The sequence below is a fragment of the Mycobacterium sp. 1245801.1 genome (assembly GCF_001673055.1).
In the GTDB taxonomy this organism is placed as follows: domain Bacteria; phylum Actinomycetota; class Actinomycetes; order Mycobacteriales; family Mycobacteriaceae; genus Mycobacterium; species Mycobacterium europaeum_A.
Genome location: NZ_LZKY01000356.1, coordinates 1 through 25,485, shown reverse-complemented (window position 1 = coordinate 25,485; position 25,485 = coordinate 1). Strand labels below are relative to the sequence as shown.

At 68.2% G+C, this 25,485-nt stretch carries 19 protein-coding genes and 4 pseudogenes; 15 read left to right on the top strand and 8 right to left on the bottom strand.

All coding sequences use genetic code 11. The features are described 5' to 3' along the window. Positions 1–43 precede the first annotated feature (43 nt). Positions 44–613, top strand: a pseudogene (locus A5622_RS22620) (hypothetical protein); the annotation flags it as partial. A gap of 56 nt (positions 614–669) precedes the next feature. Continuing rightward, positions 670–966 (top strand): annotated as a pseudogene (locus tag A5622_RS30865) (permease); the annotation flags it as partial. A 600-nt stretch (positions 967–1,566) separates the two neighbouring features. Here A5622_RS30865 and A5622_RS30860 read toward each other — a convergent pair. Together A5622_RS30860 and A5622_RS22610 are read right to left on the bottom strand one after the other, a co-directional pair. Then, positions 1,567–1,980: pseudogene (locus A5622_RS30860) on the bottom strand (PPE family protein); the annotation flags it as partial. 110 nt (positions 1,981–2,090) lie between these two features. Next, entirely contained in the window at positions 2,091–3,005 is a 915-nt protein-coding gene (locus A5622_RS22610) for an oxygenase MpaB family protein (RefSeq protein ID WP_066881373.1), read from the bottom strand. Between the two features lie 84 nt (positions 3,006–3,089). Between A5622_RS22610 and A5622_RS22605 the strand changes: the two genes are divergently transcribed. Continuing rightward, positions 3,090–3,764, top strand: a complete 675-nt coding sequence (locus tag A5622_RS22605; protein WP_066881371.1) for a TetR/AcrR family transcriptional regulator — start codon at positions 3,090–3,092, stop codon at positions 3,762–3,764. Between the two features lies 1 nt (position 3,765). Here the strand turns inward: A5622_RS22605 and A5622_RS22600 are convergent, their stop codons facing one another. From A5622_RS22600 to A5622_RS22585, 4 genes are all read right to left on the bottom strand, one after another. Beyond that, entirely contained in the window at positions 3,766–5,115 is a 1,350-nt protein-coding gene (locus A5622_RS22600) for a hypothetical protein (RefSeq protein ID WP_066881369.1), read from the bottom strand. Positions 5,116–5,117: 2 nt separating this feature from the next. Beyond that, entirely contained in the window at positions 5,118–6,593 is a 1,476-nt protein-coding gene (locus A5622_RS22595) for a condensation domain-containing protein (protein ID WP_066881367.1), read from the bottom strand. 440 nt (positions 6,594–7,033) lie between these two features. Then, the gene (locus tag A5622_RS22590) at positions 7,034–7,582 is read right to left on the bottom strand and encodes a hypothetical protein (protein WP_066881365.1); all 549 of its coding nucleotides are present in this window, start codon (positions 7,580–7,582) and stop codon (positions 7,034–7,036) included. Between the two features lie 30 nt (positions 7,583–7,612). Then, positions 7,613–8,194 carry a VOC family protein gene (locus A5622_RS22585; RefSeq protein WP_066881364.1) on the bottom strand — a complete coding sequence of 194 codons (582 nt, stop codon included), beginning with the start codon at positions 8,192–8,194 and terminating at the stop codon, positions 7,613–7,615. A 185-nt stretch (positions 8,195–8,379) separates the two neighbouring features. Between A5622_RS22585 and A5622_RS22580 the strand changes: the two genes are divergently transcribed. From A5622_RS22580 to A5622_RS22565, 4 genes are all read left to right on the top strand, one after another. Further along, complete coding sequence (locus A5622_RS22580; protein WP_197508077.1) at positions 8,380–8,943, top strand: TetR/AcrR family transcriptional regulator; 564 nt, start codon at positions 8,380–8,382, stop codon at positions 8,941–8,943. Next, complete coding sequence (locus A5622_RS22575) at positions 8,940–10,070, top strand: alpha/beta hydrolase (RefSeq protein WP_066881361.1); 1,131 nt, start codon at positions 8,940–8,942, stop codon at positions 10,068–10,070. The genes A5622_RS22580 and A5622_RS22575 overlap by 4 nt, the downstream gene beginning before the upstream one ends. 137 nt (positions 10,071–10,207) lie before the next feature. After that, positions 10,208–12,409 (top strand): acyl-CoA dehydrogenase, encoded by a 2,202-nt coding sequence (locus A5622_RS22570; protein WP_066881359.1) that lies wholly within the window; start codon positions 10,208–10,210, stop codon positions 12,407–12,409. A gap of 1,009 nt (positions 12,410–13,418) precedes the next feature. Beyond that, a complete protein-coding gene (locus tag A5622_RS22565) occupies positions 13,419–13,781 on the top strand; it encodes an ATPase (protein ID WP_066881377.1) in 363 nt (120 codons plus the stop codon). A 25-nt stretch (positions 13,782–13,806) separates the two neighbouring features. Here the strand turns inward: A5622_RS22565 and fadD2 are convergent, their stop codons facing one another. Then, positions 13,807–15,486 carry a long-chain-fatty-acid--CoA ligase FadD2 gene (gene fadD2 / locus A5622_RS22560; RefSeq protein WP_066881357.1) on the bottom strand — a complete coding sequence of 560 codons (1,680 nt, stop codon included), beginning with the start codon at positions 15,484–15,486 and terminating at the stop codon, positions 13,807–13,809. Positions 15,487–15,543: 57 nt separating this feature from the next. Here fadD2 and A5622_RS22555 point away from each other — a divergent pair, with 57 nt between their 5' ends. Next, positions 15,544–16,839, top strand: coding sequence for a DNA polymerase domain-containing protein (locus tag A5622_RS22555; protein WP_066881355.1), 1,296 nt, complete (start codon positions 15,544–15,546; stop codon positions 16,837–16,839). 2 nt (positions 16,840–16,841) lie between these two features. Here the strand turns inward: A5622_RS22555 and A5622_RS22550 are convergent, their stop codons facing one another. Further along, positions 16,842–18,233: a NarK family nitrate/nitrite MFS transporter gene (locus A5622_RS22550; protein ID WP_066881353.1), complete on the bottom strand. Its 1,392-nt coding sequence runs from the start codon at positions 18,231–18,233 to the stop codon at positions 16,842–16,844. A 195-nt stretch (positions 18,234–18,428) separates the two neighbouring features. On the opposite strand from A5622_RS22550, the gene A5622_RS22545 reads away from it, so the two are divergent. The 7 genes and pseudogenes from A5622_RS22545 to A5622_RS22515 form a co-directional block, all read left to right on the top strand. Beyond that, positions 18,429–19,013 (top strand): TetR family transcriptional regulator, encoded by a 585-nt coding sequence (locus tag A5622_RS22545; RefSeq protein ID WP_066865332.1) that lies wholly within the window; start codon positions 18,429–18,431, stop codon positions 19,011–19,013. 56 nt (positions 19,014–19,069) lie between these two features. Further along, complete coding sequence (locus A5622_RS22540; protein ID WP_066865320.1) at positions 19,070–20,083, top strand: ABC transporter substrate-binding protein; 1,014 nt, start codon at positions 19,070–19,072, stop codon at positions 20,081–20,083. A gap of 112 nt (positions 20,084–20,195) precedes the next feature. Continuing rightward, positions 20,196–20,870 carry an allophanate hydrolase subunit 1 gene (locus A5622_RS22535; RefSeq protein ID WP_066881351.1) on the top strand — a complete coding sequence of 225 codons (675 nt, stop codon included), beginning with the start codon at positions 20,196–20,198 and terminating at the stop codon, positions 20,868–20,870. Positions 20,871–20,888: 18 nt separating this feature from the next. Further along, positions 20,889–21,800, top strand: a complete 912-nt coding sequence (locus A5622_RS22530) for a 5-oxoprolinase/urea amidolyase family protein (protein ID WP_066881349.1) — start codon at positions 20,889–20,891, stop codon at positions 21,798–21,800. Positions 21,801–22,271: 471 nt separating this feature from the next. Beyond that, positions 22,272–23,669 carry an MFS transporter gene (locus A5622_RS22525; RefSeq protein WP_066881375.1) on the top strand — a complete coding sequence of 466 codons (1,398 nt, stop codon included), beginning with the start codon at positions 22,272–22,274 and terminating at the stop codon, positions 23,667–23,669. A gap of 89 nt (positions 23,670–23,758) precedes the next feature. Next, on the top strand, positions 23,759–24,910 hold the full coding sequence (locus tag A5622_RS22520; protein ID WP_156748871.1) for a uroporphyrinogen-III synthase: 1,152 nt from the start codon (positions 23,759–23,761) through the stop codon (positions 24,908–24,910). Next, positions 24,901–25,485: pseudogene (locus tag A5622_RS22515) on the top strand (sirohydrochlorin chelatase); the annotation flags it as partial. The gene A5622_RS22520 and the pseudogene A5622_RS22515, both read left to right, overlap by 10 nt.

The following is a 25,485-nucleotide window of genomic DNA, read 5'->3' as shown; positions in this document are numbered from 1 at the left end:
TCGCCCCGCCTTCGCCGAACAACCGGCGCGCCAACGGAACTGACCCGCACTCGCAGCCCGGCAGCGCGACCCCGCCGCACCGGCCGCGGCCCCGGCCACCGCGCCGGCGCCGTCGCCCACCCCGACGACGAGCACGGTGGCCAGTGCGCCACCGGCTCCGCCGGCTCCGGGCGCCCCCGCGGCGGGCTTCTTCCCTCCCTACGTCGTCGGCCCCCCGGGGATGGGCACCGGCTCGGGCATGAGCGCCGGCGCGAGCTCCAGCGCGAAAAGGAAAGCGCCCGAACCGGACAGCGCCGCCGCCGCGGCGGCCGCCGCCGCGCGGGAAGCCGCACGCGCACGGCGGCGACGGCGCGCGACGCAGCGCGGGCACGGCGACGAGTTCATGGACATGAACGTCGACGTCGACCCGGACTGGGACGCCCCGCTCGCATCGGACCGGGGCGCCGGGGCCCTCGGGTTCGCCGGCACCGCCCGCCGGGACGCGGTCGCCCCGGCGGCCGGATTGACCACGCTGGCCGTCGACGAGTTCGAGGGTGGCCCAACGGTGCCGATGACGCCCGGCACCTGGAATCCCGACGGCGCGGCGGCGCCCGGCGACGATCGCGACGGCTAGCGCCGGGACGACTCGGAGGCCGACGCGACCCCGGCGCGCGCTGCGATAATGACGCGGTGCAGACGCTGAAGTCCGGGCGCAGGTTGCGGCCGGGGTCGATGGAAGTGCTGGTGGCCCTGCTGCTGGGCTGCGCGCTGGCCGCGACGACCCTGCGCAACGCGGTGTTCAACAGCGCGGCGCTCTCGACCGTGGGCACGGTGTTCTGCGGGGTTTTCGTGCAGGCGATTCCGTTTCTGGTGCTCGGGGTGGTGGTCAGCGGGCTGATCGCGACGTTCGTGTCGCCGCAGCGGTTGGCGCGTTGGTTGCCGCGCCGGCCGGCGCTGGCCGTCGTGGCGGCCGGTGTCGGCGGGGCTGGGGGCGGTCGCGACGGTGGGCAACGCGGACGGCGCCGGCGCGGGGACCGGCACGGGCGCCGGCACGACCGCGGGGTGGGGTAGGCCCGCCAGGCCGGCCAGCCCGGCGAAACCGCCGACGGCACCGAAGGGGGCGGCCACGATCAGCAGCGCCGGTGCGAACAGTTCGGGCTGGCTGGTGAAGATCTCGAGGATGTGCGTCGGCCAGTCGAACAGCGCGAGCTGGACCAGATACTGAAAGGCCAACGCCGGATTGTGCACCAGGTAATAGCCGAACTGCTCGAAATCTTCTAGCAGCTCCAGGGCGCGCACCACCCAGAAGATGGGTTGGCCGGCGTTGGTGTAGGCGTCGTAGTCCAGCCCGTTCACCGTGCCCTCGGCGGGGTCCCAGTTGATGCCGAAGTTCTTCAGGATGTTGGCGATGAAGTCGTTGAACGGGTTGTCGATGGTGGGGTCGTGGTCCGGGTCACCCGAGTCGTCGTGTGAGGCATGGAATTTCACGATCGAGGGCGCCGGATCGGCCTGTGGTGTCGAGGCGACCGCCGCGGTGGACACCGCCTGGTAGGTAGACATGGTGGTGGCCGCCTGCGTCCACATCCGCGCGTAGTCCGCCTCGTTGACCGCTATGGGAATCGTATTGACGCCGAAGAAATTCGTCGCTACCAGCGCCCCGTGCACGACGTGGTTGGTGGCCAGCTCCGGCAGCGTGGGCATGGCGGACAGGGCCGCGGTGTACGCCGCCGCCGCCACCTCGTGCTGACCGGCGGCCGTCGCACTGTCGGCGCCGGACTTCGTCAACCAGGCCAGGTACGGCGCGTGCGCGGCCGCGTAGGACTCACCGCTAGGACCCTGCCACGCCCCGGCCTGCACTCCGGCCAGCAAGGCGCTCAATTCTTCTGCGGCAGCGGCGTATTCGGCGCTCAGCTGCGACCAGGCGCCGGCCGCCGCCAGCAGCAGCCCGGGTCCCGGACCGCTGCTGAGCAACGCGGAATGCAGTTCGGGCGGCGAGGCCATGAAAATCGGGGCCGTCATCAGGCACTCCTCAGGCTGGAAGGGTTACCAGACTGAGGAGCCTAATGAATATGATTATCGTTTTCAACTGGCGGCCGGATCCGCCCTGCGCACTAGACCAGCGGCCGGCCCTTCTTGATCCTGCGGTCCAGGTCGTGCAGCAAGACGTTGAACGGGAACTGGCGGATGAACCGCGGTAGATACCGGTTCACCGTCGCCAGCACGGCGATCAGCCTGTCGAAGCGGCGCTGCTTGGTCGCGTCCCAGGGCAGCCGCATCTCGTCACGGAACCGCTGCGGCAAGAACCCCGTGGTGATCAACAGCGCGAAGCTGTCGGAGAGGCGCTGCAGCCGAGCCGGCAGCTTGACGCCCCGAATGCGATTGGCGGCGATGGGAAAGAGGTACTCGCGCACGGCGTCGTCGATGTGGACCTTGGCCAGCGATTCCTCCCAGTAGCGGTCGAACGCCGCACGGTCGGCGGGCCACATCTTCGGCGGCACCTGCAAGGTGGTGGCCAGCGTCATGCCCTCGCGATAGTGACGATCGGCGTCCTCGCCCTCGAGTTCACCGATGAACATGCGGTAGATGTCCACCCCGCCCTTATACAGGCACGCCCCCACCCACAGCTGCAGCTCGGGGTCGAAAGCGTTGTAGGCCACCGGGCTTTTGCTGTCCGGGGTCGAGTACACCTGTGCGTGAGCGCGATTCACCGCGCGGCGGAAGGCGTCCTTCTGGGCGTCGGTGCCGTTGGTCGCCACCGCCAGGTACGTGAAGGTGGTGCGGGCGCGCTTGATGGGGTGCAGGTCGACCCGGCCGCTTTCGACGCGGCTCTCCATCACGCCGTAGCCGACACCGGGCAGGGCCAGTTGCATGATCACGTTCGCCGGGCCGGCCAGCAACGCGACGCCCATCAATCCCTCGTCGATACCCAGCGCCCGCCGCCGCCGGCGCCGCTGCGGCCGGGGCGGGTCGGTGACCCTGCGCTCGACGTGCCCGATCGGCCGGTGCACCGGCTCGTGAATAGCCATTCGTCAGGTCCTCCCGCGGCGCCGGTCCGCTAATGTGCGAACGCTTGTTTCCTGATATTGTCGCGGCTGGGCGTTAGTGTCAAGATGGTTTCCATGAGCGAGACGTCCAGCGCACGGCCGTACCGCGGGGTCGAGGCCGCAGAGCGCCTGGCCACCCGCCGTAATCGGCTGCTCGCCGCGGGTCTGGACCTGCTCGGGGCCGAGCAGCAGAATATCTCGGCGGTCACCGTGCGCGGGGTGTGCCGCAGCGCCGGCCTGGCCGCCCGGTACTTCTACGAGAGCTTCGCCGACAAGGACCAGTTCGTCGCGTGCGTGTTCGACTGGGTCGTCGCCGAGCTGGCCGCCACCACGCAGGCGGCGGTGGCCGCGGTGCCGGCCGGTGAGCAAACCCGCGCGGGCATCGCCAACATCGTGCGGACGATCACCGACGACCCCCGGGTGGGGCGCCTGCTGTTCAGCACGCAGCTGGCCGATCCGGTGATCGTGCGCAAACGTGCCGAGTCGAGCGCGCTGTTCGCCATGCTGTCCGGGCAGCACGTCGGCCAAGCGCTACGGGTTCCGGCGAACGAACGCATCAAGGCCGCCGCGCATTTTGTGGTGGGCGGCGTCGGCCAGACCATCAGCGCCTGGCTGGCCGGTGACGTCCGACTCGAACCGGATCAGCTCGTCGACCACTTGGCGGCGCTGCTCGACGAGCTCGCCGAGCCGAACCTGTACCGCCTCCGAAACGGGCGCGGACGCTTAGCATCCCGCGGCTGATTCACACCCGGCTGAACGTCCGCCAGTCCCACGTCGCGGTCAGCGCGAAGTCGCTCAGCACACCGTAGATGGCTTGGCGCAACTCGTCATTCGAGTTTCGGCGGCCCAGCTGGTAGCCCAGGACGGAGACGAAGACCGTGCCGTCGACCCGCCCGGACAGCAATGCCAGCGCCCCGTTGGTGCGGTGCATCGTCGCGCTGGTCACGCCCGGGTACACCGACCTCATCGCGAAGCAGTCCGCCTCGCCGCCATCCGGTCGGTTCACCGCCGGATCCAGCACACCGAGATTGGACGAGACGACGGTGGTTGCGCCGCCGGTGACCACGCTGATCAGCCGCCGGAACAGCCGCTTGGGGATCAGCGGAACGAGCGGCAGCAACGCCCACCGCTCGTCGGGCACATCCTGATGGCGAACCAGGGCCTGCTTGATCACGGCGCGGATCTCGCGCAGGTCCGTGCCGATCGCCGAGGGCTGCAGCGTGACGTCGACGTTCGTGACCGCGTTGGCGCGGCTGTCGCCGGGGGTGCGCTCGTTGACGGGCATCCCCACGTTGACCGAGCCGTCTGCCGCGACGCGTCCCACTCGCTGGGCGAGGCGCGCCGCCATTCCCGCGAGCAGCGCGTTGCTGGTGCCGCCGAGGGCGCCGGCCCTCTCGTCCCACTCGCCGGCGTCGACGAAGAACGTCGTCGCGGGCAGGGTGATGGGATCGTCTCCGGCGGTCGGCGGTGTCGACGGCTTCCCGGCGGACGCGGCCTGCACCGCGTCACGGCCCTGACTGAGCATTCGGGCGGCCGCACCGACGGCACGACCGACATCGCCCGCGTCGCTTAGGGTTTGGCGCGCGTCTTCCCGTACTGCCCGCCACCGCCGCCGCGCCCCCGCGGCGGGCCAACGGATCGCGTCGCCACGCCCGGAAGCCGCATCCGCCAACGCCTCGCACAGCCCGACCCCGTCGGTGAGGCAATGCGTGGTGACCAGACTGACCGCCGCACCGCCGTCGGTGAACGGCAGCACCGCAAGGTGCCAGCCGGGCCCGTACTCGGCATCCGGACGCTGGGTGGCTTGTTCAGCCAGCCAGGCGTCGATCCCGTCGCGTGGCCGCGGCGCGCCGACGATCTCGAGGGCGCACCGGTCGTTCGGCGCCACCCAGCGATGCCGGCCGAACGGCAAGGGCGACCGCTCGATGCGGCGCGACAACCGTCCCCTGCCCAGCTGGTGATGGAACTCGCGCAGCCCGGCGATGTCGACGGCGCGGTCGTACACCCAGACGCATTGCAACAGGCTGGTGGCTCCCGTGGCCCGTTCGCCGAGAAAGAGGGTCTGATCGGCCAGGTCCAGCACGTTGCTCATGGTCAGGCCGCTTCGTTGTCGTCCGCGTTCGGCGCGACGGGGTAGGGCCCGTCCGAATCAGCTTGGGGCACGGCCACGACCGGCTCATCCAGGGTGGGCTTGGCGACGCGCACGAACGCCTGGGTCAGTGCCGCGATGTAGCGGAGCACCGACTCGCGCGCGATCGCGTTGTCCGGGAAGGACATCGTCACGGTGGTGTTCTCGGCCTGCCGGTTGATCCACATGTTGATCCCGCCGGCGGACAGGCTGTCGCCGTAGGTGCCGAACTTCGTCTCCGCCCACAGCCCGTTGAGGGGAATCTTGCGGAAGTCCAGGAAGGACAGCATCATCGGCAGCTGGGTGGGCAGCTTGATCCCCAGTTCGTCGGGGGTCGCCAACTCCAAGGCCCGCTCGACCGGCACGTCCGCGAGGCGCTGGGCGTCGTCAAACGACTTCTGCGCCGCCCTGGCCGCCTGGGCGAACGTCTCGCCGGCGATCGGCACGGTGATGGGAATCAGGCTGGCGAACCAGCCGACGGTCATCGTGTCGGTGCCCGGCACCCGGGTGTCCTTGGCCGTGAACCCGTGATACGTGTGTTTGCCGGTCAATTGGTGTTCGGCGAAACCCGCGCACGCCAGGACTCCCCCGATGAACCGGGCTCCGGCGGCGACGCAGGCGGCGTCGAAGGCCTCGGTCTCGGCGGCATCCATCAGTTCGACGGTCAACAGATCGCCCTTGGTGCTGGCCCAGATGTCACCGAGCGGCAGCGGGAAGCTCGGCCAGTCGCCGTCCGTGTCACGCGCGAAGGCGATCCAGTCCTTGATCTCCGGAGACGACAGGTCCAGGGCCGCCGCGTTATCGCGCTGCCGCGCAACGTAGTCGCGATAGCTGCGCACCTCGGGCAGCGCGGCGTGGGAGTGCCCCCCTTGCGCCAGTTCCTGATACATCAGGTGGATGTCGAGGAAGATGAGGGCGGCGGACAGTCCGTCGATGTGCAGGTGGTCGACGCTGGCGTAGAAGGTGAAATAGTCGGCGTGCGCGACGATCCCGTAAGTGAAGCAACCCCATTCCGGGGTGTGCGGAGTCGTGGTCAAGACGTGGTTGCGCGCCTGATCCGGGGTCATCTCCCCGAGCGCGACGGGGACGAATTCGATGGCTTCGGGGTCCTCGAGTTCGCGGCGCACAAAGATTCCGTTGTCGAATTCGAACCAGTAGTGATATGTGTCCTGGCGGCGCACATGGCCATTGATCGTCGCGGTCATCGCCTCGACGTCACAGGTTCCGGGGATGTCCCACGCCACGATCATCAATCGGGGAAGCGGCCGGTTCAGAGTCTTGCCGTGGTAAGCGGCCCAGAGGTGTTGATTCTGTTGATAACTCGGTGCCAGATCGCTTCGCCGGGCGGCGCGTGCCGCTTCAAGCGCCGTGGGCGCGGCCATCCACATGGTAACCGGGCCGTGTGGCGGCTGCCATTCGTTGATGTTTCCGAGTGCGACCATGTCGTCGAGTCCTTGTGCTGTGAGTACCGACATCTGTTGTGCGATCTGGGGGTGGTGAAAGTGCAATCAGCGCTTGGCGTTTGGCGCATCATCTGTTCGGTCTCAGGTTGAAAATCTCGCGACGTGTTCCCGGTATGTTGGGCTGAACTACCGCGTCGCTGCACCCCCTAGTGTCGCTGCTGTGGACGCTAGCTGACGGGGGTGAAGATTTCGCGGTTTTACGAAGACTCGCGTTCTCCCGCGTGATCATCTACGGTGCGGTAACCTTTCTCCGCCAACCGGTCGCATGGCCGGCTGGTGCGTACCAAATAGTATCCATGCGAAAGCCGGTCCGACGCCGATTCGCCTGCCCGGGGCCAAGTCTCGGGAGAGCGTTGTTCGGCTCGTCTGACGGCCGGCACCGCCCCAACCGGAGCGGCTCCGGCCAAATCCTCAGCGCCTCACGGGAACAGCGGCAGATGCCACAGCCGCATGCCGGGGTGCAGCAGCCATAACCGCATCATGGTGAGCCGCAGGATGCGCACCGCGCTGGTGATCATGAAGATCGCCAGGGGCACCTCGATCAGCAGCGCCGTGATCACCGACAGCCAGATGTCCTTGGGCCCGGCGGTCATCAGGTCGAACCAGGCGTCGCACATCAGCAGAACCCCGGTGGTGAAGGCGGCGAGCACCAGCAGCTGACGACGCAGGTATCCGAGCACCGCCGTCGTCAACATGAACCCGACCAGCAGCACGTCGAAGCCGACCCAGGTGATCGGCCAGTTGTGCGCGACGTAGTTCTCCGGCAGCGTCACGGACAGGTACCCCAGCCACGGGACCATCGCCATGGAGCCACCGATCATCAGGCTCAAACGGATGCGCCGCACCCGGGCCAGGAACTCCGGGTCGATCAGCTCCCCCACCGGCTGCTCCAGCCGAGTGATCAGTTCCCGGCGTTGCTCAGCGGTCAACGCCGCGATCTGCGCGTCGGTCAGAATGCCGTCGGTCATGAAACCATCCTCCGGCTCGGCCCGGTGGGATCAGTGGGCGGCACCCACCGGGGGCCGGCGGTCCGCCGCGGTGCGGGGCACGGCCTTGGCCTCGCCGCTCTCGAATTCCTTCACCCAGCAGGCGAATTCGAGGGTGATGCCGTCGGGGTCCTGGAAATAGAACGAGCGCACGTAGACGCCGGGATGCACGGTCGCGGACACCTGCATGGGGCTCTCGTCGTGGTTGAGCACCGGCCCCACCCGCACCCCTTTGTCCTTGAGGCGCTGGCGATAGGCGTCGAATTTCTCGGCCGGCACGTGGAAGGCCAGGTGGTTCATGGTGCTGACGGCGCTGGTGATGTCGCCGATGCCCGGGATGGCGCCCGGCGACGAGATTCCGGGCACCCGGTCGGGGGCGTCGGCAAACCAGAAGAAGGCGACGCAGTCGCCGTTGCCGGCGTCGAAGAAGAAGTGCTGGCCGGCGCCGCCGGGTAGGTCGAGCGACTTGATCAGCGGCATGCCGAGGATATTGCTGTAGAAGTCCACGGTTTTCGCCATGTCCGAACACACCAGGGCGACATGGTTGATCCCGCCGAGTTCGAATTCCGTGTTGGTGTTGTGCGGCTTGATCATCTGGTGGCTCCCCTCGGTCCCGGCTTGACGATCCTGGCCAAGATCCAAATCTGAATCTAACATCAGTTTCAGTTTTGGCCCAGGGAGGTGCGTAGGTGTCGACCGCGGCGTCCCCTGCTGACCGCGACGGCCAGGCCGCCGAGCTTCCCACCCGTCGAGGCAGGCGGACGCAGGCCGCCATCGATATGGCAGCCCGGACCGTTATCGCGCGCAAAGGCGTGCTGGCCACGACCATCGCGGACATCGCCGCGGAAGCGGGCCGTTCGGCGGCGTCGTTTTACAACTACTACGACTCCAAAGAGGCGATGGTGCGCCAGTGGGCGCTGCGCTTTCGCGACGAGGCCAACGAGCGCGCCCAGTCGGTGACCGAACACGGCCTGTCCGAACGTGAACGGGCCTACGCCGCAGCAGCCGCGCACTGGCACACCTACCGCAACCGGCTCGCCGAGGTGATCAGCGTGTCGCAGCTGGCGATGATCAACGACGACTTCGCCCGGTATTGGGCCGAGATCTGCGAGATACCAGTCTCTTTCATCGCCGAGTCGGTCCGGCGCGCCCAGGCCGACGGCCACTGCCCCGACGACGATCCGCGGCTGCTCGCCGAGGCCATCGTGGCGATGTTCAACCAGTTCTGCTACCTGCAGCTCGCCGGGGCGCGTGCGGTGGAACCCGACGACCAAGCGTGCGTCCAAACCCTGGCCAACATCTATTACCGGGCCATCTACGCGTCAGGAGGACCGCTGAATTGACTCGTCGTACCGGCGCCGGGGTGATCCGGGAATTCATCGGGCTGCCGTCGCGCACCGCGGGGCGTGCGGGCGCGGGCGGGCACCCCTGCCAAGGGCTGTATCACCGGGGGGTGGGACGCAAACCCAAGGTGGCGATGATCGCCACGCACTACCAGATCGACTTCTCCGAGCACTATCTCGCCGACTACATGGCCACTCGCGGTGTCGGGTTTCTGGGCTGGAACACCAGGTTTCGCGGCTTCGAAAGCAGCTTCCTGCTCGACCACGCGCTGGTCGACATCGGTGTCGGGGTGCGCTGGCTGCGCGAGATCCAGGGTGTGGATACCGTTGTGCTGCTGGGCAATTCGGGAGGCGGCTCATTGATGGCCGCCTACCAGTCACAGGCCGTGGATCCCAATGTCATTCCCCTGGACGGGATGCGCCCGGCGGCAGGGGTGACCGAATTGCCGCCCGCCGACGGGTACGTGGCCACCGCCGCCCATCCCGGACGCCCGGAGGTGCTCACCGCCTGGATGGACGCCTCCGTCGTCGACGAGAACGACCCCGTCGCCACCGACGCCGACCTCGACCTGTTCAACGAGCGCAACGGGCCGCCCTATTCGCCGGAGTTTCTCGCCCGATACCGCAGCGCGCAGACCGCGCGCAACCACGCCATCACCGACTGGGCCGAGACCGAGCTCAAACGCGTTCGCGCGGCGGGGTTTTCCGACCGGCCGTTTTCGGTGATGCGGACCTGGGCCGATCCCCGGATGGTCGACGCCAGGATCGAGCCCACCAAGCGGGCACCCAACATGTGCTACGCCGGCGCGCCGGCCAAGGCGAACCGCTCGGCGCACGGCATCGCGGCGGCCTGCACGCTGCGCAACTGGCTGGGCATGTGGAGCCTGCGGGTGGCCCAAACCCGCGCCGAACCGCACCTGGCCCGCATCACCTGTCCCGCCCTGGTGATCAACGCCGAGGCCGACACCGGGGTGTTCCCCTCGGATGCCCAACGCATCTTCGACGCGCTCGCCGGCACCGACAAGACGCAGGCCTCGGTGGACACCGACCACTACTTCACCACCCCGGGCGCACGCACCGAGCAGGCCGACATCATCGCCCAATGGATCAACAAGCGGTGGCGCTGATCGCCGCGAACGGCCGGTGGCGACCCGCGGCGCCCGACAGCGGGAGGCCACGAGCCCATGTCGTCAACCAACCGACTGGTTGTTAGCTTGGAAGGTACTTGGCCGAAACGGCGTCCTGCAGCAACGGAAGGCGACCAATGCCGATCGCGATAAATCCCGAGCATCAAGAGCTGGCCGATTCCGTGCGATCGCTGGTGGCGCGCGTCGCGCCGTCGGAGACGCTGCACGCGGCCATGGAGACTCCTCTCGAGAACCCTCCGCCGTACTGGCAGGCGGCGGCCGAGCAGGGACTGCAGGGCGTCCATCTGGCCGAGTCCGTCGGCGGCCAGGGCTTCGGCATCCTCGAATTGGCCATCGTGCTGGCCGAATTCGGTTACGGGGCGGTGCCTGGCCCGTTCGTGCCGTCGGCCATCGCCAGCGCCCTGATCTCCGCGCATGACCCGGACGCGAAGGTGCTCGCCGAGCTGGCGTCGGGCGCCGAGATCGCCTCCTATGGCCTGAGTTGCAGTGCGCTGACCGCCACCCGGCACGCCAATTCGCTGGTGATCCGCGGCGAAGTCCGCGCGGTGCCCGCGGCGGGGCAGGCCACGCTGCTGGTGCTGCCGGTCGCGATCGACAGCGGCGAGGCCTGGGTGGTGCTGCGCGCCGATGAGCTCGAGATCGAGCCGGTGAGGAGCCTCGATCCGCTACGACCCGTCGCCCACGTGCGAGCCAACGCCGTCGAGGTGGGTGAGGACGTCGTGCTGACGAACCTGAGCATGGCGACCGCGCACGCGCTGATGACGACGCTGCTGTCCGCCGAGGCCATCGGTGTGGCGCGCTGGGCGACCGACACCGCCTCGCACTACGCCAAGATCCGCGAGCAGTTCGGCCGGCCGATCGGCCAGTTCCAGGCCATCAAGCACAAGTGCGCCGAGATGATCGCCGACACCGAGCGGGCCACCGCGGCGGTCTGGGATGCCGCCCGCGCGATCGATGAAGCCCGCGAAAACAATTGGGACACAGCGGCTTCGCATGTCGAGTTCGCCGCCGCCGTGGCGGCGACGCTGGCGCCGGCGGCCGCCCAGCGCTGCGCGCAGGACTGCATCCAGGTGCACGGCGGGATCGGCTTCACCTGGGAGCACGACACCAACGTCTACTACCGCCGGGCCTTGCTGCTGGCCGCCTCCTTCGGCCGCAGTGCGGACTACCCGCAGAAGGTCGTCGACACCGCCACCACCACCGGGATGCGTGCGGTGGACATCGATCTCGACCCTGACACCGAGAAGCTGCGGGCGGAGATTCGCGCGGAAGTCGCCGCGCTCAAGGGGATCGAGCGTGAGCAACGCAAGGTCGCCATCGCCGAGGGTGGTTGGGTGCTGCCCTATCTGCCGAGGCCGTGGGGGCGGGGTGCCGGCCCGGTGGAGCAGATCATCATCGCCCAGGAATTCGCCTCCGGGCGGGTCAAGCGGCCGCAGACCGGGATCGCGACCTGGATCGTGCCGTCGATCGTGGCGTTCGGCACCGAGGAGCAAAAGCAACGGTTCCTGCCGCCGACCTTGCGCGGCGAAATGATCTGGTGTCAGCTGTTTTCCGAACCGGGCGCCGGATCGGATCTGGCCGGCCTCACCACCAAGGCCACCCGCACCGACGGCGGCTGGCGCGTCACCGGCCAGAAGATCTGGACCACCGCCGCGCAGTTCTCCCAGTGGGGCGCGCTGTTGGCCAGGACGGACCCCAGCGCCCCGAAACACGCCGGCATCACCTACTTCCTGCTGGACATGAAAAGCGAAGGCGTCGATGTCAAGCCGCTGCGCGAGCTCACCGGCAACGCCATGTTCAACACCGTCTACATCGACGACGTGTTCGTGCCCGACGAGTGTGTGCTCGGTGAGGTCAACCGGGGCTGGGAGGTCAGCCGCAACACGCTGACCGCGGAGCGAGTGTCGATCGGGTCCAGCGAGGCCAACTTCCTGGCCACGCTGGCCCAGTTCGTCGAGTTCGTCCGCGACGGCCACTTCGACCAGATCGCCCAGCATCGCGCCGGCCAGTTGATCGCCGAGGGCCACGCGGCCAAGGTGCTCAACCTGCGCTCGACGCTGCTGACGCTCGCCGGCGGGGACGCGATGCCGTCGGCGGCGATCTCCAAGTTGCTGTCGATGCGCACCGGCCAGGGCTATGCCGAATTCGCGGTCTCGTCGTTCGGCACCGATGCCGCGATCGGTGACCCCAACGAATTGCCCGGCAAGTGGGGCGAATACCTGTTGGCCAGCCGCGCCACCACGATCTACGGCGGCACCTCCGAGGTGCAGCTGAACATCATCGCCGAACGGTTGCTGGGCCTCCCCCGCGACCCGTAAGCCGTCGCGAAAGTGCCCCCAAACAGGGCCATGCCGACCTGACGAAGTCAGGCCGGCATGGGTCCCCCCATACGCGGTCGGCCATCCCGAGGGTTGGCGTGTCGGCGACGGCCGCTTACCGCGCGGAGATGGTGGTCACCACCACCAGTTCCACCAGTGCTGGGGGCCCCAGTAGCCACGGCCCCAGTTGCCGTGGCCCCAGTTGCCGTGCCCCCAGTTGCCATTTCCCCGACCATCATGGCCGCCCCATCCGCGACCGCCGGGGCGATCGGGGATGAAGCCCGGTCCGCTGTGCGGCCCGGCACTGGCGAAGCTGGTGGTGGCTGCGGGCGCAGGAGCGGCCGCAGCCATGGGGGCGCCGCCGATAAGCAGCGCGCCGGCCACAGCCCCGGCACCTATGACACCTGCGGCCGCGCCGCGTAATGATCGCCCGAAGATCATTAGAGTCATTCCTTCCAACCACTTGCTATCGATAACAAAAACGTTAGTGGGACATTTCTGAGCAAACAAGTGCAATTCGCTTTTTGGATTGTGAATTAGACAACAACGACGTCGTACCGGGCCGGATACTACCGCCTATTTCCGATGCGAATTTATGCAATTCAGTTCTTCATAAATACTGATGCCGACGCCACACCATCCCAGTTTGCCCAGCTCAAAGACAATCTACTGAATTACTGGCTCACCGAACGCGTATCTACTGACGTCCGCTTTCACGCATTATCGCATTCGCTGATTCCGCGCCCTTCACGTCAAATTTGTCCACGCCATTCAGCATCACACGCAACCGGGTTACATGCAGACAGCTACATTGATCCATTTGCGAGAGCATCTGCGGAACGGGCCGGCGTGCGCGGCACGCAACTGCGGTTCGACGCGCCCGGCGGCCGACCGGCGCCCGGGCGGCCCGGCGACGCGACTTACGCTGGCCTCGGTGACAGAATCAGTATTGACACAACGGCACCGAGCGCTGATTTACTGATTGGCACTCACGGAGGAAGACACCGAAGTGAACTTCAACAGCAGCCACAGCGGACCCAGCGTCGGAGCCTTTCGCGCCCCCAACTCGGCCGGCGGCCCGTCGGGAGACGCCGCGCCGACCGAGCGCCTCACCAGTCTCGGGCAACCGGGCGGCCACCGCATCGCCGCCCAGCCGGCCGCCCAGCCGGGTCGCACCCAGCGGACGCGTCGCACCGTGGACCTGCCGGCGGCCACGCACCGGGCGCTCGACATCTGGCAGCGGGAGGCGGCCGACCGGCTGGGGGTCGCCCGGGTGACCGGCCAGGAGGTCCTCACCGCGCTCATCGACCAGCTCCTGGTCGATCCGAAGCTCACAGCGCAGATCACCCGCGCCATCAAAGACCGCCGCTGACTCGCTTGGCGCCAGCCGTACCGGGCTAGTCGACGTCCATTTCGCGCAGCTCGCGCTTGAGGATCTTGCCGGTCGGGTTGCGCGGCAGTTCGTCGAGGAAGACCACCTCACGCGGCACCTTGTAGCGGGCCAGGTGGTCGCGCACATAGTGCTTGACGGTGTCCTCGTCGAGGTCGGCGCCGTCCTTCTTCACCACGAAGGCGCGCAGCCGGTGGCCCCATTCCTTGTCCTCGACGCCGATCGCGGTCGCCTCCACGACGTCCGGATGCCCGGTGATGAGGTCCTCGACCTCGGCCGGGAAGACGTTCTCGCCGCCGGAGACGATCATCTCGTCGTCACGCCCGCTGATGTAGAGCAGGCCGTTCTCGTCGAAGTAGCCGACGTCTCCCGACGACAACAGGCCGTCGATGACCTGCTTCTTGCCGCCCCCGGTGTAACCCTCGAACGGGAAGGCGTTGCCGACGAAGATGCGCCCGACGTCGCCCTGCGGCAGCTCCTTGCCGTTGTCGTCGAAGATCTTGACCTTCACACCCTTGACGACCGGCCCGACCGTCGACGAGTTGTATTCCAGGTGCTTGGGCTCGGCGATGGTGGCGAAGGCGATCTCGGTGGAGCCGTACATGTTGTAGATGACCGGGCCCAGGTCCTTCAGGCCGCGCTCGGCCAGGTCGGCTCCCAGCGCCGATCCCGATACGAACACGATCTTCAGGCTGGACAGGTCGGGCTTCTTGTCCATCTTCTCGATCGTGTCGAGAATCCGCGACAACATCACCGGGACGACGACCATCGCGGTCACCTTGTACTTCTCGATGTCTTCCAGCACGTGTGGCGGCTTGAACTTCCGGCGTAGCACCAGCGTCGAGCCCAAGAACATCGCGATCGTGCCATGCAGGAATCCCAGCGCGTGGAACATCGGCGCGGGCAGCGAGGTCACCTCGTTGGCCTTGAACGGGACATGCGACAGGATGCCGCCGATGGGCGCCAGCGTCGGCGGGGTGCTGCGGTTCGCGCCCTTCGGGGTGCCGGTGGTGCCGCTGGTCAGGATGATGATCGACGAGTGCTTGCTCGCCTTGGGCGCGGGCTTCTTGTCGCTGCGCTCGATCAGGTCGGCCAGCGTCTCGTCCTCGCTGCCCGACGGCTCGTCGCTGTCGGGGTTGGTCCCGAGCGCCCGCAGCTTGCCCAGCTCCGGCGATGCCTTGCTGACCGCCTTGGTGTACTCGTCGTCGTAGATGACCAGCTTGGCGCCCTCTCGCTCGGACACCTCCTTGATCTGCGGTCCGGAGAACTCGCTGTTGAGCAGGATGATGCGGGCGCCCACCCGGGCGGCGCCGAAGTAGGCGATCAGGAACCAACGCGTGTTGCGGGCCAGGATGGCGACGCCGTCGCCGCCCTTGACACCCTTGTCGATCAGCCCGTTGGCGACCGCGTGCGCGGCGTCGTCCAGCTCCTTGTAGGTGAATTCACCCTCTTCGTCGATGCACGCCGCGCGGTCGGGATGGCGCCTGGCGTTGAGCGCCGGCAACATGCCGAACTCGCCCCACTTGTAGATGTCGGCGGCCATCGCCGCGTAGTTCTGCGGCGGCTCGATCCGGAAGGCACCCGATTCGAAGATTTTGCGCACGTAGTGCAGTTCGGCCGAGCCGCGTTCGACGTATTGCTGAACTTTCGCGGCGGCCTGACCGGGGAGGCCGAGGAGGTTAGGCATGGAATCCACCTTATGTGACGTCCGTCTCAGTACGGCCAGAAATTCTGGCGAATTAGCATGAACCGCATGACCCGTCCGGTTTCGCTGGAGGTGGCCGGGCGCCAGGTCACGATCACCCATCCGGACAAGGTGGTGTTCCCCCGCGCGAGCGGCCGCGAAACCACTGGATTCTCCGGCGGCCCGTACACCAAGCTCGACCTGGTCCGCTATTACCTGTCCGTCGCCGACGGCGCGCTGCGCGGTGTGGCCGGCCGCCCGATGATCCTGAAGCGCTTCGTCAAGGGCATCACGGAAGAAGCGGTGTTCCAGAAGCGCGCCCCGGCCAAACGGCCGGACTGGATCGACGTTGCCGAACTGCGTTACGCCCGAGGCACTTCCGCCGCCGAAGCGGTGATCCACGACGCCGCGGGGCTGGCCTGGGCCATCAACCTGGGCTGCGTCGACCTCAACCCGCACCCGGTGTTGGCCGACGACCTCGATCACCCCGACGAACTGCGGGTCGACCTGGATCCGATGCCCGGGGTCTCCTGGCGACGCATCGTGGACGTCGCGCTGGTGGCCCGCGAGGTGCTCGAGGACTACGGCCTGACCGCGTGGCCCAAGACGTCGGGATCGCGCGGCTTTCACATCTATGCCCGCATCGCGCCGCGCTGGGAGTTTCGCCAGGTGCGGCTGGCCGCGCAGACCGTTGCCCGCGAAGTCGAGCGGCGCGTGCCCGAGGCCGCGACCAGCCGTTGGTGGAAGGAAGAACGCGAGGGCGTCTTCGTCGACTTCAACCAGAACGCCAAGGACCGCACGGTCGCGTCGGCCTACTCCGTGCGGGCGACGCCGGACGCCCGAGTCTCGACACCGCTGCACTGGGACGAGGTCGCCGGTTGCCGGCCCGAGGCGTTCACCATCGACACCGTGCCCGCCCGGTTCGCCGAACTGGGCGACCCCTGGGCCGGGATGGACGACGCCGTCGGCGCACTCGACCGGCTGCTGGTGCTGGCCGAGGAGATGGGGCCGCCCGAGCGCGCCCCGAGAGGGTCGGGCACGCGCGGCAAGGGCACCGGCGGCAGGCGGCAGTCGGCGATGCCGCTGATCGAGATCGCCCGCACCAAGACCAAGGACGAGGCGATGGCGGCGCTGGACGTCTGGCGCGAGCGCTATCCCGCGGCGGCCGGCCGGCTGCAGCCGGTCGACGTCCTGGTCGACGGGATGCGCGGGCCCAGTTCGATCTGGTACCGGATCCGGATCAACCTGCAGCACGTTCCCGAAGACCAACGGCCTCCGCAGGAAGAGCTGATCGCCGACTACAGCCCTTGGAAAAAGGAGGGGCAGGGATACGGCGGCCGGCAGAAGCCGTCCTGACGCTAGATCCCCACCCGCGTGATCGCGTTGTGCTTGCGCAGGTAGCAGTACCAGGTGACGCCGAGCAGGGCGAGGAAGAACACGATGTAGAACCGCAGCGCCGGTTCGATGCTGCCGAACTCCGATTTCGACCACGCGTAGGCCAGCGGGACCACGAACCCGCCGAACGCGCCCACCGCCGAGATGACGCCCAGCGCACCGGCGGCCTGGCGGCGCATGCCCACCATGGTGTCGGGGTCGCCCCCGGCCAGCTCGCCCTTGATCTTGAAGATCCGCGAGATCATCCGGTAGGTCGAACCGTTGCCGATGCCGGTGGCGACGAACAGGAACATGAAGCTGGCGAAGAAGGCCGGCAGGTTGACCGCGTTGACCGACCACAGCGCCGCCGCCGCCCCGATCGCCAGCATCACGAAGCTGGCCGCGGTGATGCGGGCGCCGCCGATCCGGTCGGCCAGCTTGCCGCCGAGGGGCCGGATGACCGATCCGATGCCGGCACCCAGGAAGGCCCACGCCAGGGCGATGTCACCGCGCCCGAAAACCGTCTTGAGCAGGGTCGGGAAGGCGGCCGAGTAGCCGATGAACGAACCGAAGGTGCCGATGTACAGCAGCGACATGATCCAGGTGTCGGGGTGCCGCAACGACTCCAGCACGGGCTTCACGTCGGCCTTCGCCTCGGTGAGGTTGTTCATGAACAGGAAGGCGCAGATCGCGGCCACCACCGCGAGCGGCACGTAGAACAGTCCGGCGCGCGACAGCGCCATCCCGCCGCCGGCGATGACGATCGGCGGGATGATCTTCTGCACCACCGCCACCCCGATGTTGCCGCCGGCCGCGTTCAGGCCGAGCGCCCAGCCCTTGTCCTTCTCCGGGTAGAAGAACGAGATGTTGGCCATCGACGAGGCGAAGTTGCCGCCGCCGAACCCGGCGGTCGCGGCGATCGCCACCAGCGCGGCGAACGGGATGCCGGGATGGCTCACCGCCCAGGCCAGCAGCAGGCAGGGGATCAGCAGCAGCGCCGCCGAGATGGTCGTCCAGTTGCGACCGCCGAAGAGCGGAACCGCGAAGGTGTAGGGCAGCCGCAGGAACGCCCCGACACCGCTGGGCACGGCCACCAGGCACAGGGCCTGGCTGGCGGTCAGCGCCCACCCGGACGCGGCGGGGTGCCCGTGCGCCCCGGCCGTCATCTGCACCACCACGATGCTCCACAGCATCCACACGCTGAAGCCGACGTGCTCGGCGAAGATCGAGAAGATCAGGTTCCGCCGGGCGATCGGCTTGCCGGTGGTCTCCCAGAATTCGGGGTCTTCGGGCCGCCAGTCATCGATCCAGTGCCGCCCCTTGCGAGACTCGCGCGGCGGCGCGGGCTGCGATGCCGGGGTGATGGTCGAGGTCATCTGGTGGGACTCCTGGCTTGAATGGGGCGCGGGCAGTGACCACTCGACGCTAAAGAGGCACTGTTACCGGACTGCGTGTGCACAGTTACGTGGGCGATACGCAGAAATTGCAGCGGCCAGAACCCGTTTGTCAGAACTCTGCAACGCAAGATGTCGCGAACCCACGGCGAGGGCTCGATGCGCGACAATCGGCTCATGCAGGTGACTGAGGCTCCCCTGGGCCTACGGGAGCGCAAAAAGATCAAGACCCGCCGCGCCATCCGGCGCGAGGCGTTTCGCCTCATCGAGGAGAACGGCTTCGCCGCGACCACCGTCGAACAGATCGCCGAGGCGGCCGACGTGTCGCCGAGCACCTTCTTCCGCTATTTCCCGTCCAAGGAATCGCTGCTGCTCGCCGACGACCTGGACCCGCTGATCCTCGAGGCGTTGAAGGCCCAGCCGCTCAACCTGTCTCCGGCCCAGGCCTTCCGCCGGGCCTACGCGGCCGTCATCGCCGAGTTGCCCGACGACCAGCTGGAGTTCGAGAGCACCCGGCAGCGGCTGATGTTCTCCATACCCGAGCTCAAGGCGGCGATGTACGACGAGTACTACCGCACCGTGACGGTCGCCGCAGAGGCGATCGCGCACCGAATCGGCCGTGCCGCAGACGATTTCGAGGTCCGGGTGTTCGCCGGCGCGTTGACGGGTGCCATGATGGCCGCCTTCGACAGCGCCCCCAAGACCGCCGACACCATCTATCGGGCCCTGGATTTCATGGACGCCGGCATGCCGCTGGGCTAAGGGCCTCAACAGCGCGGCGATGCATTTGTGCGGGCGGAACGCGATACTCTCACGCGATGCGACAGGGATGGAATCGACGGGGATTCTTGCAGCTCGCAGGGGCTGCCGGGGTCGCCGCGATCGGCGGCGCGACCGCGCTCTCCGAGCTCGTGGCGGGGTGCTCGTCAAGCAAACCGGCTCCGGGCGCCACCCCGGGCTCGGTGACGATCACCCACCTGTTCGGTCAGACCGTCATCAAAGAACCACCCAAGCGTGTCGTCAGCGCCGGCTACACCGAGCAGGACGACCTGCTCGCGGTCGGGGTGGTGCCGATCGCGGTGACCAACTGGTTCGGTGACCAACCATCCGCGGTCTGGCCGTGGGCCACGCCCAAGCTCGGCGGGGCGCAGCCGACGGTGCTGAACCTGGACAACGGCATTCCCGTCGACCAGATCGCCGGCCTGAAACCGGATCTGATCGTGGCCGTCAACGCCGGCCTGGACGCCGACACCTATCAGAAGCTCTCCGCGATCGCCCCGACCGTCGCCCAGTCGGACGGCGACGCCTTCTTCGAGCCGTGGAAGGAGCAGGCCACCACCGTCGGGCAGGCGGTCTTCCAGGCCGACCAGATGAAGTCGTTGATCGACGGCGTCGACCAGAAGTTCACCGACATCGGCAAGAAGAATCAGCAATGGACCGGCAAGAAGGCGCTGCTGATGCACGGCGCGCTGTGGCAGGGCACGGTCGTCGCCACCATGGCGGGCTGGCGGACGGACTTTCTGAACCAGATGGGCCTGGTCATCTCCGACAGCATCAAACCCTTCGGCACCGATCAGCGCGCCGTCATCCCGCGCGATCACATCAAGGCGGTGCTCGATTCCGCCGACCTGGTGATCTGGACGACCCAGAACCCCGACGATCAGAAGGCGATACTGGCCGACCCGGAGGTGGCCGGGTCGCTGACCACGGCGCAGAACCGCCACATCTTCACCACCAAGGACCAGGCCGGCGCCATCGCGTTCGCGTCGCCGCTGAGCTACCCGGTCATCGCCGACCAGCTGCCCCCGCTGATCACCAAGATCCTGGGGTAGCCACGCGCGCGGGCGTGGCTGTTTGAGCGTTTGCTAAGGCAGCTCTGGCAGTGCTCGAAAATCCGTCGCCCGCCCCTCGCACAGGCCCCGATCCCGGGGTTACCGTCGAGTAATGAGCGTGACGGATCTTAGCGGCGACCTGGCCCACAACCTGCCGACGGAGCTGGTCGGCAACACCGTCGTGGACTACGGCGACCGCGCGCTGATGGTGCAATGCGGCAGTACCGCCGAGGTATTGGCATGGGCGGACGCGCTGCGCGCCGCGGCGATACCGGGCGTGGTCGACGTCGTGCCGGCCGCCCGCACGGTGCTGGTGAAGCTGGACGGCCCGCGCTCTCAGGGCGTCATCCGTCAGCGGCTGCGCAAGATGCGCGTCGACGCCGCCCCTTGCGCCGCCTCGGCGCGCCGCGCCGACGTGGTCATCGACGTCGTCTACGACGGCCCGGACCTGGCCGAGGTCGCCGACCGCACCGCACTGACCATCGCGGCGGTGATCGACGCCCACACCGCCACGCCGTGGCGGGTCGGATTCAGTGGATTCGCACCCGGTTTCGCCTATCTGGTCGACGGCGATCCGCGCCTGCGGGTGCCGCGCCGCCCCGAGCCGAGGACATCGGTGCCCGCCGGCTCGGTCGGCCTCGCCGGTGAATTCAGCGCGGTCTACCCGCGGCAGTCCCCCGGCGGGTGGCAACTGATCGGCCACACCGACGCGGTGCTGTGGGATCTGCAGCGGCCGAACCCGGCGTTGTTGGCGCAGGGCATGTGGGTTCAGTTCCGGGCCGTCTAGATACCTGAGGAGATAGCCGTGCCGATCCTGGAGATCCTGCGCACCGGACCGTTCGCCGTCGTCCAAGACCTCGGTCGCCCGGGGCTGGCCCACCTGGGCGTGAGCCGCTCGGGAGCAGCCGACCGGCGCGCGCACAAGCTGGCCAACCGGCTGGTGGCCAACCCCGACGACCGCGCCACCGTGGAGGTGACGTTCGGCGGTTTCGCGGCCAGGGTCACCGGCGGTGACGTGGACATCGCTGTGACGGGCGCCGACACCGACCCCACGGTCAACGGAATCAAGTTCGGCACCAACAGCATTCATCATGTGCGCGATGGCGAGGTGATCTCGCTGGGCGCGCCGCGCGCGGGGCTGCGCAGCTATCTGGCGATCCGCGGCGGCATCTGCGTGGAGCCGGTGCTCGGGTCGCGCAGCTACGACGTGATGTCGGCCATCGGCCCGGCGCCGCTGCGCAGCGGTGACCGCCTGCCGATCGGCGAGCACACCGACGCCTACCCCGAGCTGGACCAGGCGCCGGTCGCGGCCATCACCGACCATGTCGTCGAGCTGTCCGTGGTGCCCGGGCCGCGCGACGACTGGTTCGTCGATCCCGACGCCCTGGTACACACCGATTGGGTGGCCTCGGATCGCAGCGACCGGGTGGGGATGCGGCTGACGGGCCGGCCGCTGCCCCACTGCTACCCGGACCGCCAGCTGCCCAGCGAGGGCGCCACCCGCGGCGCAATTCAGGTGCCCCCCAACGGTTTACCGGTGATCCTGGGACCCGACCATCCCGTCACCGGCGGCTACCCGGTGATCGGCGTGGTGGTCGACGAGGACGTGGACAAGATCGCCCAGGTGCGGCCCGGCCAGACCGTGCGACTGCACTGGGCGCGGCCCAGGTCCCTGGTGGGCGCCCAGTCCGGTGCCGCGAGTTGGCCGTTTTCCTAGATCTCGCCCGCCGAATCGTCGGCGCGGGAATCGCCTGTATCCCAGCTCACACCGCGGCGGCCGGATGCGTGAAATCACTTGATGGCGGCGCCCATTCACGGCCGATGAACCGCGGCCTCGCGAACTGATTGCCCCTCAGGCAGTTACCAGATAACTGGTAAACAACTAACAGGCGATATCGGCCCGTTCCGGTTGACCCGTTCGCGTCGTAAATGTGAGCATCGGACCATACGGCGGGGCATGCCCGCCCATTCGGGGTGCCCAAGCGTCGAAAGCCAGTCTCCGAACCGCTTTCCCGATATCGGGCGAGCGCGGTGACCCCGGGCGCGGCGGCGGCCCGATGCGGCGGTTCGTGGGGCCTGAGGAGAGGATCTGTATGCACGCCGGTCGACGCGATGCCATTGGGGCGCAATCGCTTTCCGTGATACGGCGACGGGCATAACCGCCGTGGCGAAGAAAGGTGACGATCGGATGGGCCGCAACCACCGCATCGCGGACTGGAATCCGGAAGACACGACGGCCTGGGAGGCCGGCAACAAGAAGATCGCCCGGCGCAACCTGCTGTGCACCATCGCCGGTGACCACGTGGCGTTTTCGATCTGGACCCTGTGGCCCGTCATGGCGTTGTTCATGCCGGGGTCGGTCTACGGCTTCTCCGCCGGCGACAAGCTGCTGCTCGGCGCGGTCGCCACCCTGGTCGGTGGTTGCGCGCGGATCCCCTACACCTTGGGCATCGCCGCCTTCGGCGGTCGCAACTGGACGACGTTCTCGGCCTTCGTGTTGCTGATCCCGACGGCCGGCACCATCGCGCTGCTGGCCAATCCCGGTGTGCCGCTGTGGCCGTTCGTGCTGTGCGCCGCCCTGACGGGCCTGGGCGGCGGCAACTACGCGGCCTCGTTGGCCAACGTCAACGCCTTCTACCCGCAGCGACTCAAGGGTGCCGCGCTGGCCGTCAACGCCGGCGTCGCCAATCTGGGGGTGGCGGTGATCCAGTTGGTCGGCCTGCTGGTGCTGGCCACCGCCGGCCACGAGGCGCCGTACTGGGTGTGCGCGGTGTACCTGGTGTTGCTGGTCGTCGTCGGCATCGCGGCCGCCTTGTTCATGGACAACGTCAACCACGGCACCCAGCTGAGCACCATGCGCTCGATCCTGTTCGAGCGCGACACGCATGTGATCTCGCTGCTCTACATCGCCACCTTCGGCTCCTGGATCGGCTTTTCCTTCGCCTTCGGTCAGGTGATGCAGGTCAACTTCGCCGAAGCCGGGGAAAGCCCCAAGCATGCGGCGCTGCACGCCGCGCAGCTGGCCTTCCTCGGGCCCCTGCTCGGCTCGCTGGCGCGCATCTACGGTGGCCGGCTGGCCGATCGGCTCGGCGGCAGCCGCGTCACCCTGGGCGTCCTGGCCGGCATGACCCTGAGCGCCGGGCTGCTGGTCACCATCAGCACCTTCGACGACCACCACGCCGCGGCCCACTCCGTCAGCATGATCGGCTACGTCACCGGCTTCATGGTGTTGTTCGCCCTGTCCGGCATGGGCAACGGTTCGGTGTTCAAGCTGATCCCGTCGGTCTACGAGGCGCGCAGCCGTTCACTGGACGCGAGCGAGGACGAACGTCGTCATTGGGCCCGCGCGAAGGCGGGATCGCTGATCGGCGTCTGCTCCGCCGTCGGTGCGCTCGGGGGCGTGGGGATCAACCTGGCGCTGCGCCAGTCGTACCTGAGCACCGGCACCGAAACGTCGGCCTACTGGGTGTTCCTGGTGTCCTATGTGGTGGCGGCGATCATGACCTGGACGGTCTATGCGCGCCGACCCGCAACCGCGCCCGGCCTGTCCGGGTCGGCACCGGAAACCGAGGCGGCCCGCGTGTGAGCCGGCTCGCAACACGGGCAATGCCACAGCAATTGACCGGTAACGCAACGGAAACGTCGCAGGCATACACACTTCATATGGCCCCCCAACTGGCCCCACCAGACTCCGCGCCGCTGACCGGCTACCGGATCGCCGTCACGTCGGCGAACCGCGCCGAGGAGCTGTGCGCGTTGCTGCGCCGCAACGGCGCGGAGGTGTCCAGCGCCGCGGCCATCAACATCATCGCGTTGCCCGAAGACGAAGAACTGCAGAACCACACCGAGGCGGTGATCGCGGAGCCGCCGGATATCTTGGTGGCGCACACCGGCATCGGCTTTCGCGGCTGGGTCGCCGCGGCCGACGGGTGGGGCCTGGCCACCCAACTGCTGGCGTCACTTGCCAAGTCGCGGATCGTGGCCCGCGGCCCGAAGGCGACGGGGGCCTTGCGCGCCGCCGGATTACACGAAGAGTGGTCGCCCAAATCCGAATCGTCGCGCGAGGTCCTGCGCTACCTTCTCGAGTCGGATGTCGCCGGCAAGCGCATCGCCGTCCAGCTGCACGGCGCAGCCGACGGGTGGGATCCGTTCCCCGAATTCATCAACGGCTTGCGATCGGCGGGCGCCCAGGTGGTGCCCATTCACGTATACCGCTGGAAGCCAACGCCGGCCGGCGGTGACTTCGACCAGCTCGTCGCCTCGGTCGCGCGGCGCCAGTTCGACGCGGTGACCTTCACCTCCGCCCCCGCCGGCGCGGCGCTGTTGGAGCGCAGCCGTGAGTTGGGCATCGAAGACCAACTGCTGCAAGCGCTTCGCAGTGACGTGCACGCGATGTGCGTCGGCCCGGTCACCGCGCAACCGTTGATCCGTGCCGGGATCCCGACGTCGTCACCAGAGCGAATGAGGTTGGGGGCGCTGGCCCGCCACATCGCCCAGGAACTCCCGCCCCTGCGGTCGTGCACCATCCGCGCGGCCGGCCACGACATCGAGATCCGCGGGACCTGCGTGCTGGTCGACGGTTCGGTGAAGTCCCTGTCGGGGTCGGGCATGGCGACCCTGCGGGCGCTGGCGCAACGCCCCGGCGATGTCGTCGCGCGCAACGACTTGCTCCGGGTGCTGCCCGGCAACAGTAACGACCCGCACGCCGTCGATACCGCGGTGCTGCGGTTGCGAACGGCGTTGGGCGACAAGAACATCGTCGCAACGGTGGTCAAGCGCGGCTACCGTCTTGCGATCGATCATCCGGAAGACTCCCCATGGCACTGATCCTGGTAGCACACGGCACCCGCCGCCCTGGCGGTGTGGCGATGGTCGAAGACCTTGCGGCACAGGTGAGTACGCTGGTCCGCAGCCAAGTCGACGTTGCCTTCGTGGACGTGGTGGGCCCCACCCCCAGCGAGGTCCTGGTGCGCGTGATGGCGGACGACCGGCCCGCCATCGTGGTGCCCGCGTTCCTGTCGCGCGGATACCACGTCCGCGCCGACCTGCCCGCGCACGTGGCGGCCAGCGGCCATCCCAACGTGCTCGTCACCCCCGCGTTGGGTCCGAGCGGTCAGATCGCCCGCATCGTCGGCGACCAGTTGGTGAAATGCGGCTGGCGTCCGGGCGATTCGGTGATATTGGCGGTCGCGGGAACCTCGGATGACAAGGCGCGCGCGGACCTGCACACCACCGCGACGTTGTTGTCCGCGTTGACCGGATCGCGGGTGAGCCTGGCGTTCGCGGCCACCGGCGATCCACAGCTGGCCGAGGCCGTGGAGCGGGCCCGCGCGCGCCGCGCCGGTGCCGTGTCGTGGTCGCCTCATACCTGCTGGCCGACGGCCTGTTCCAGCAACGGCTGC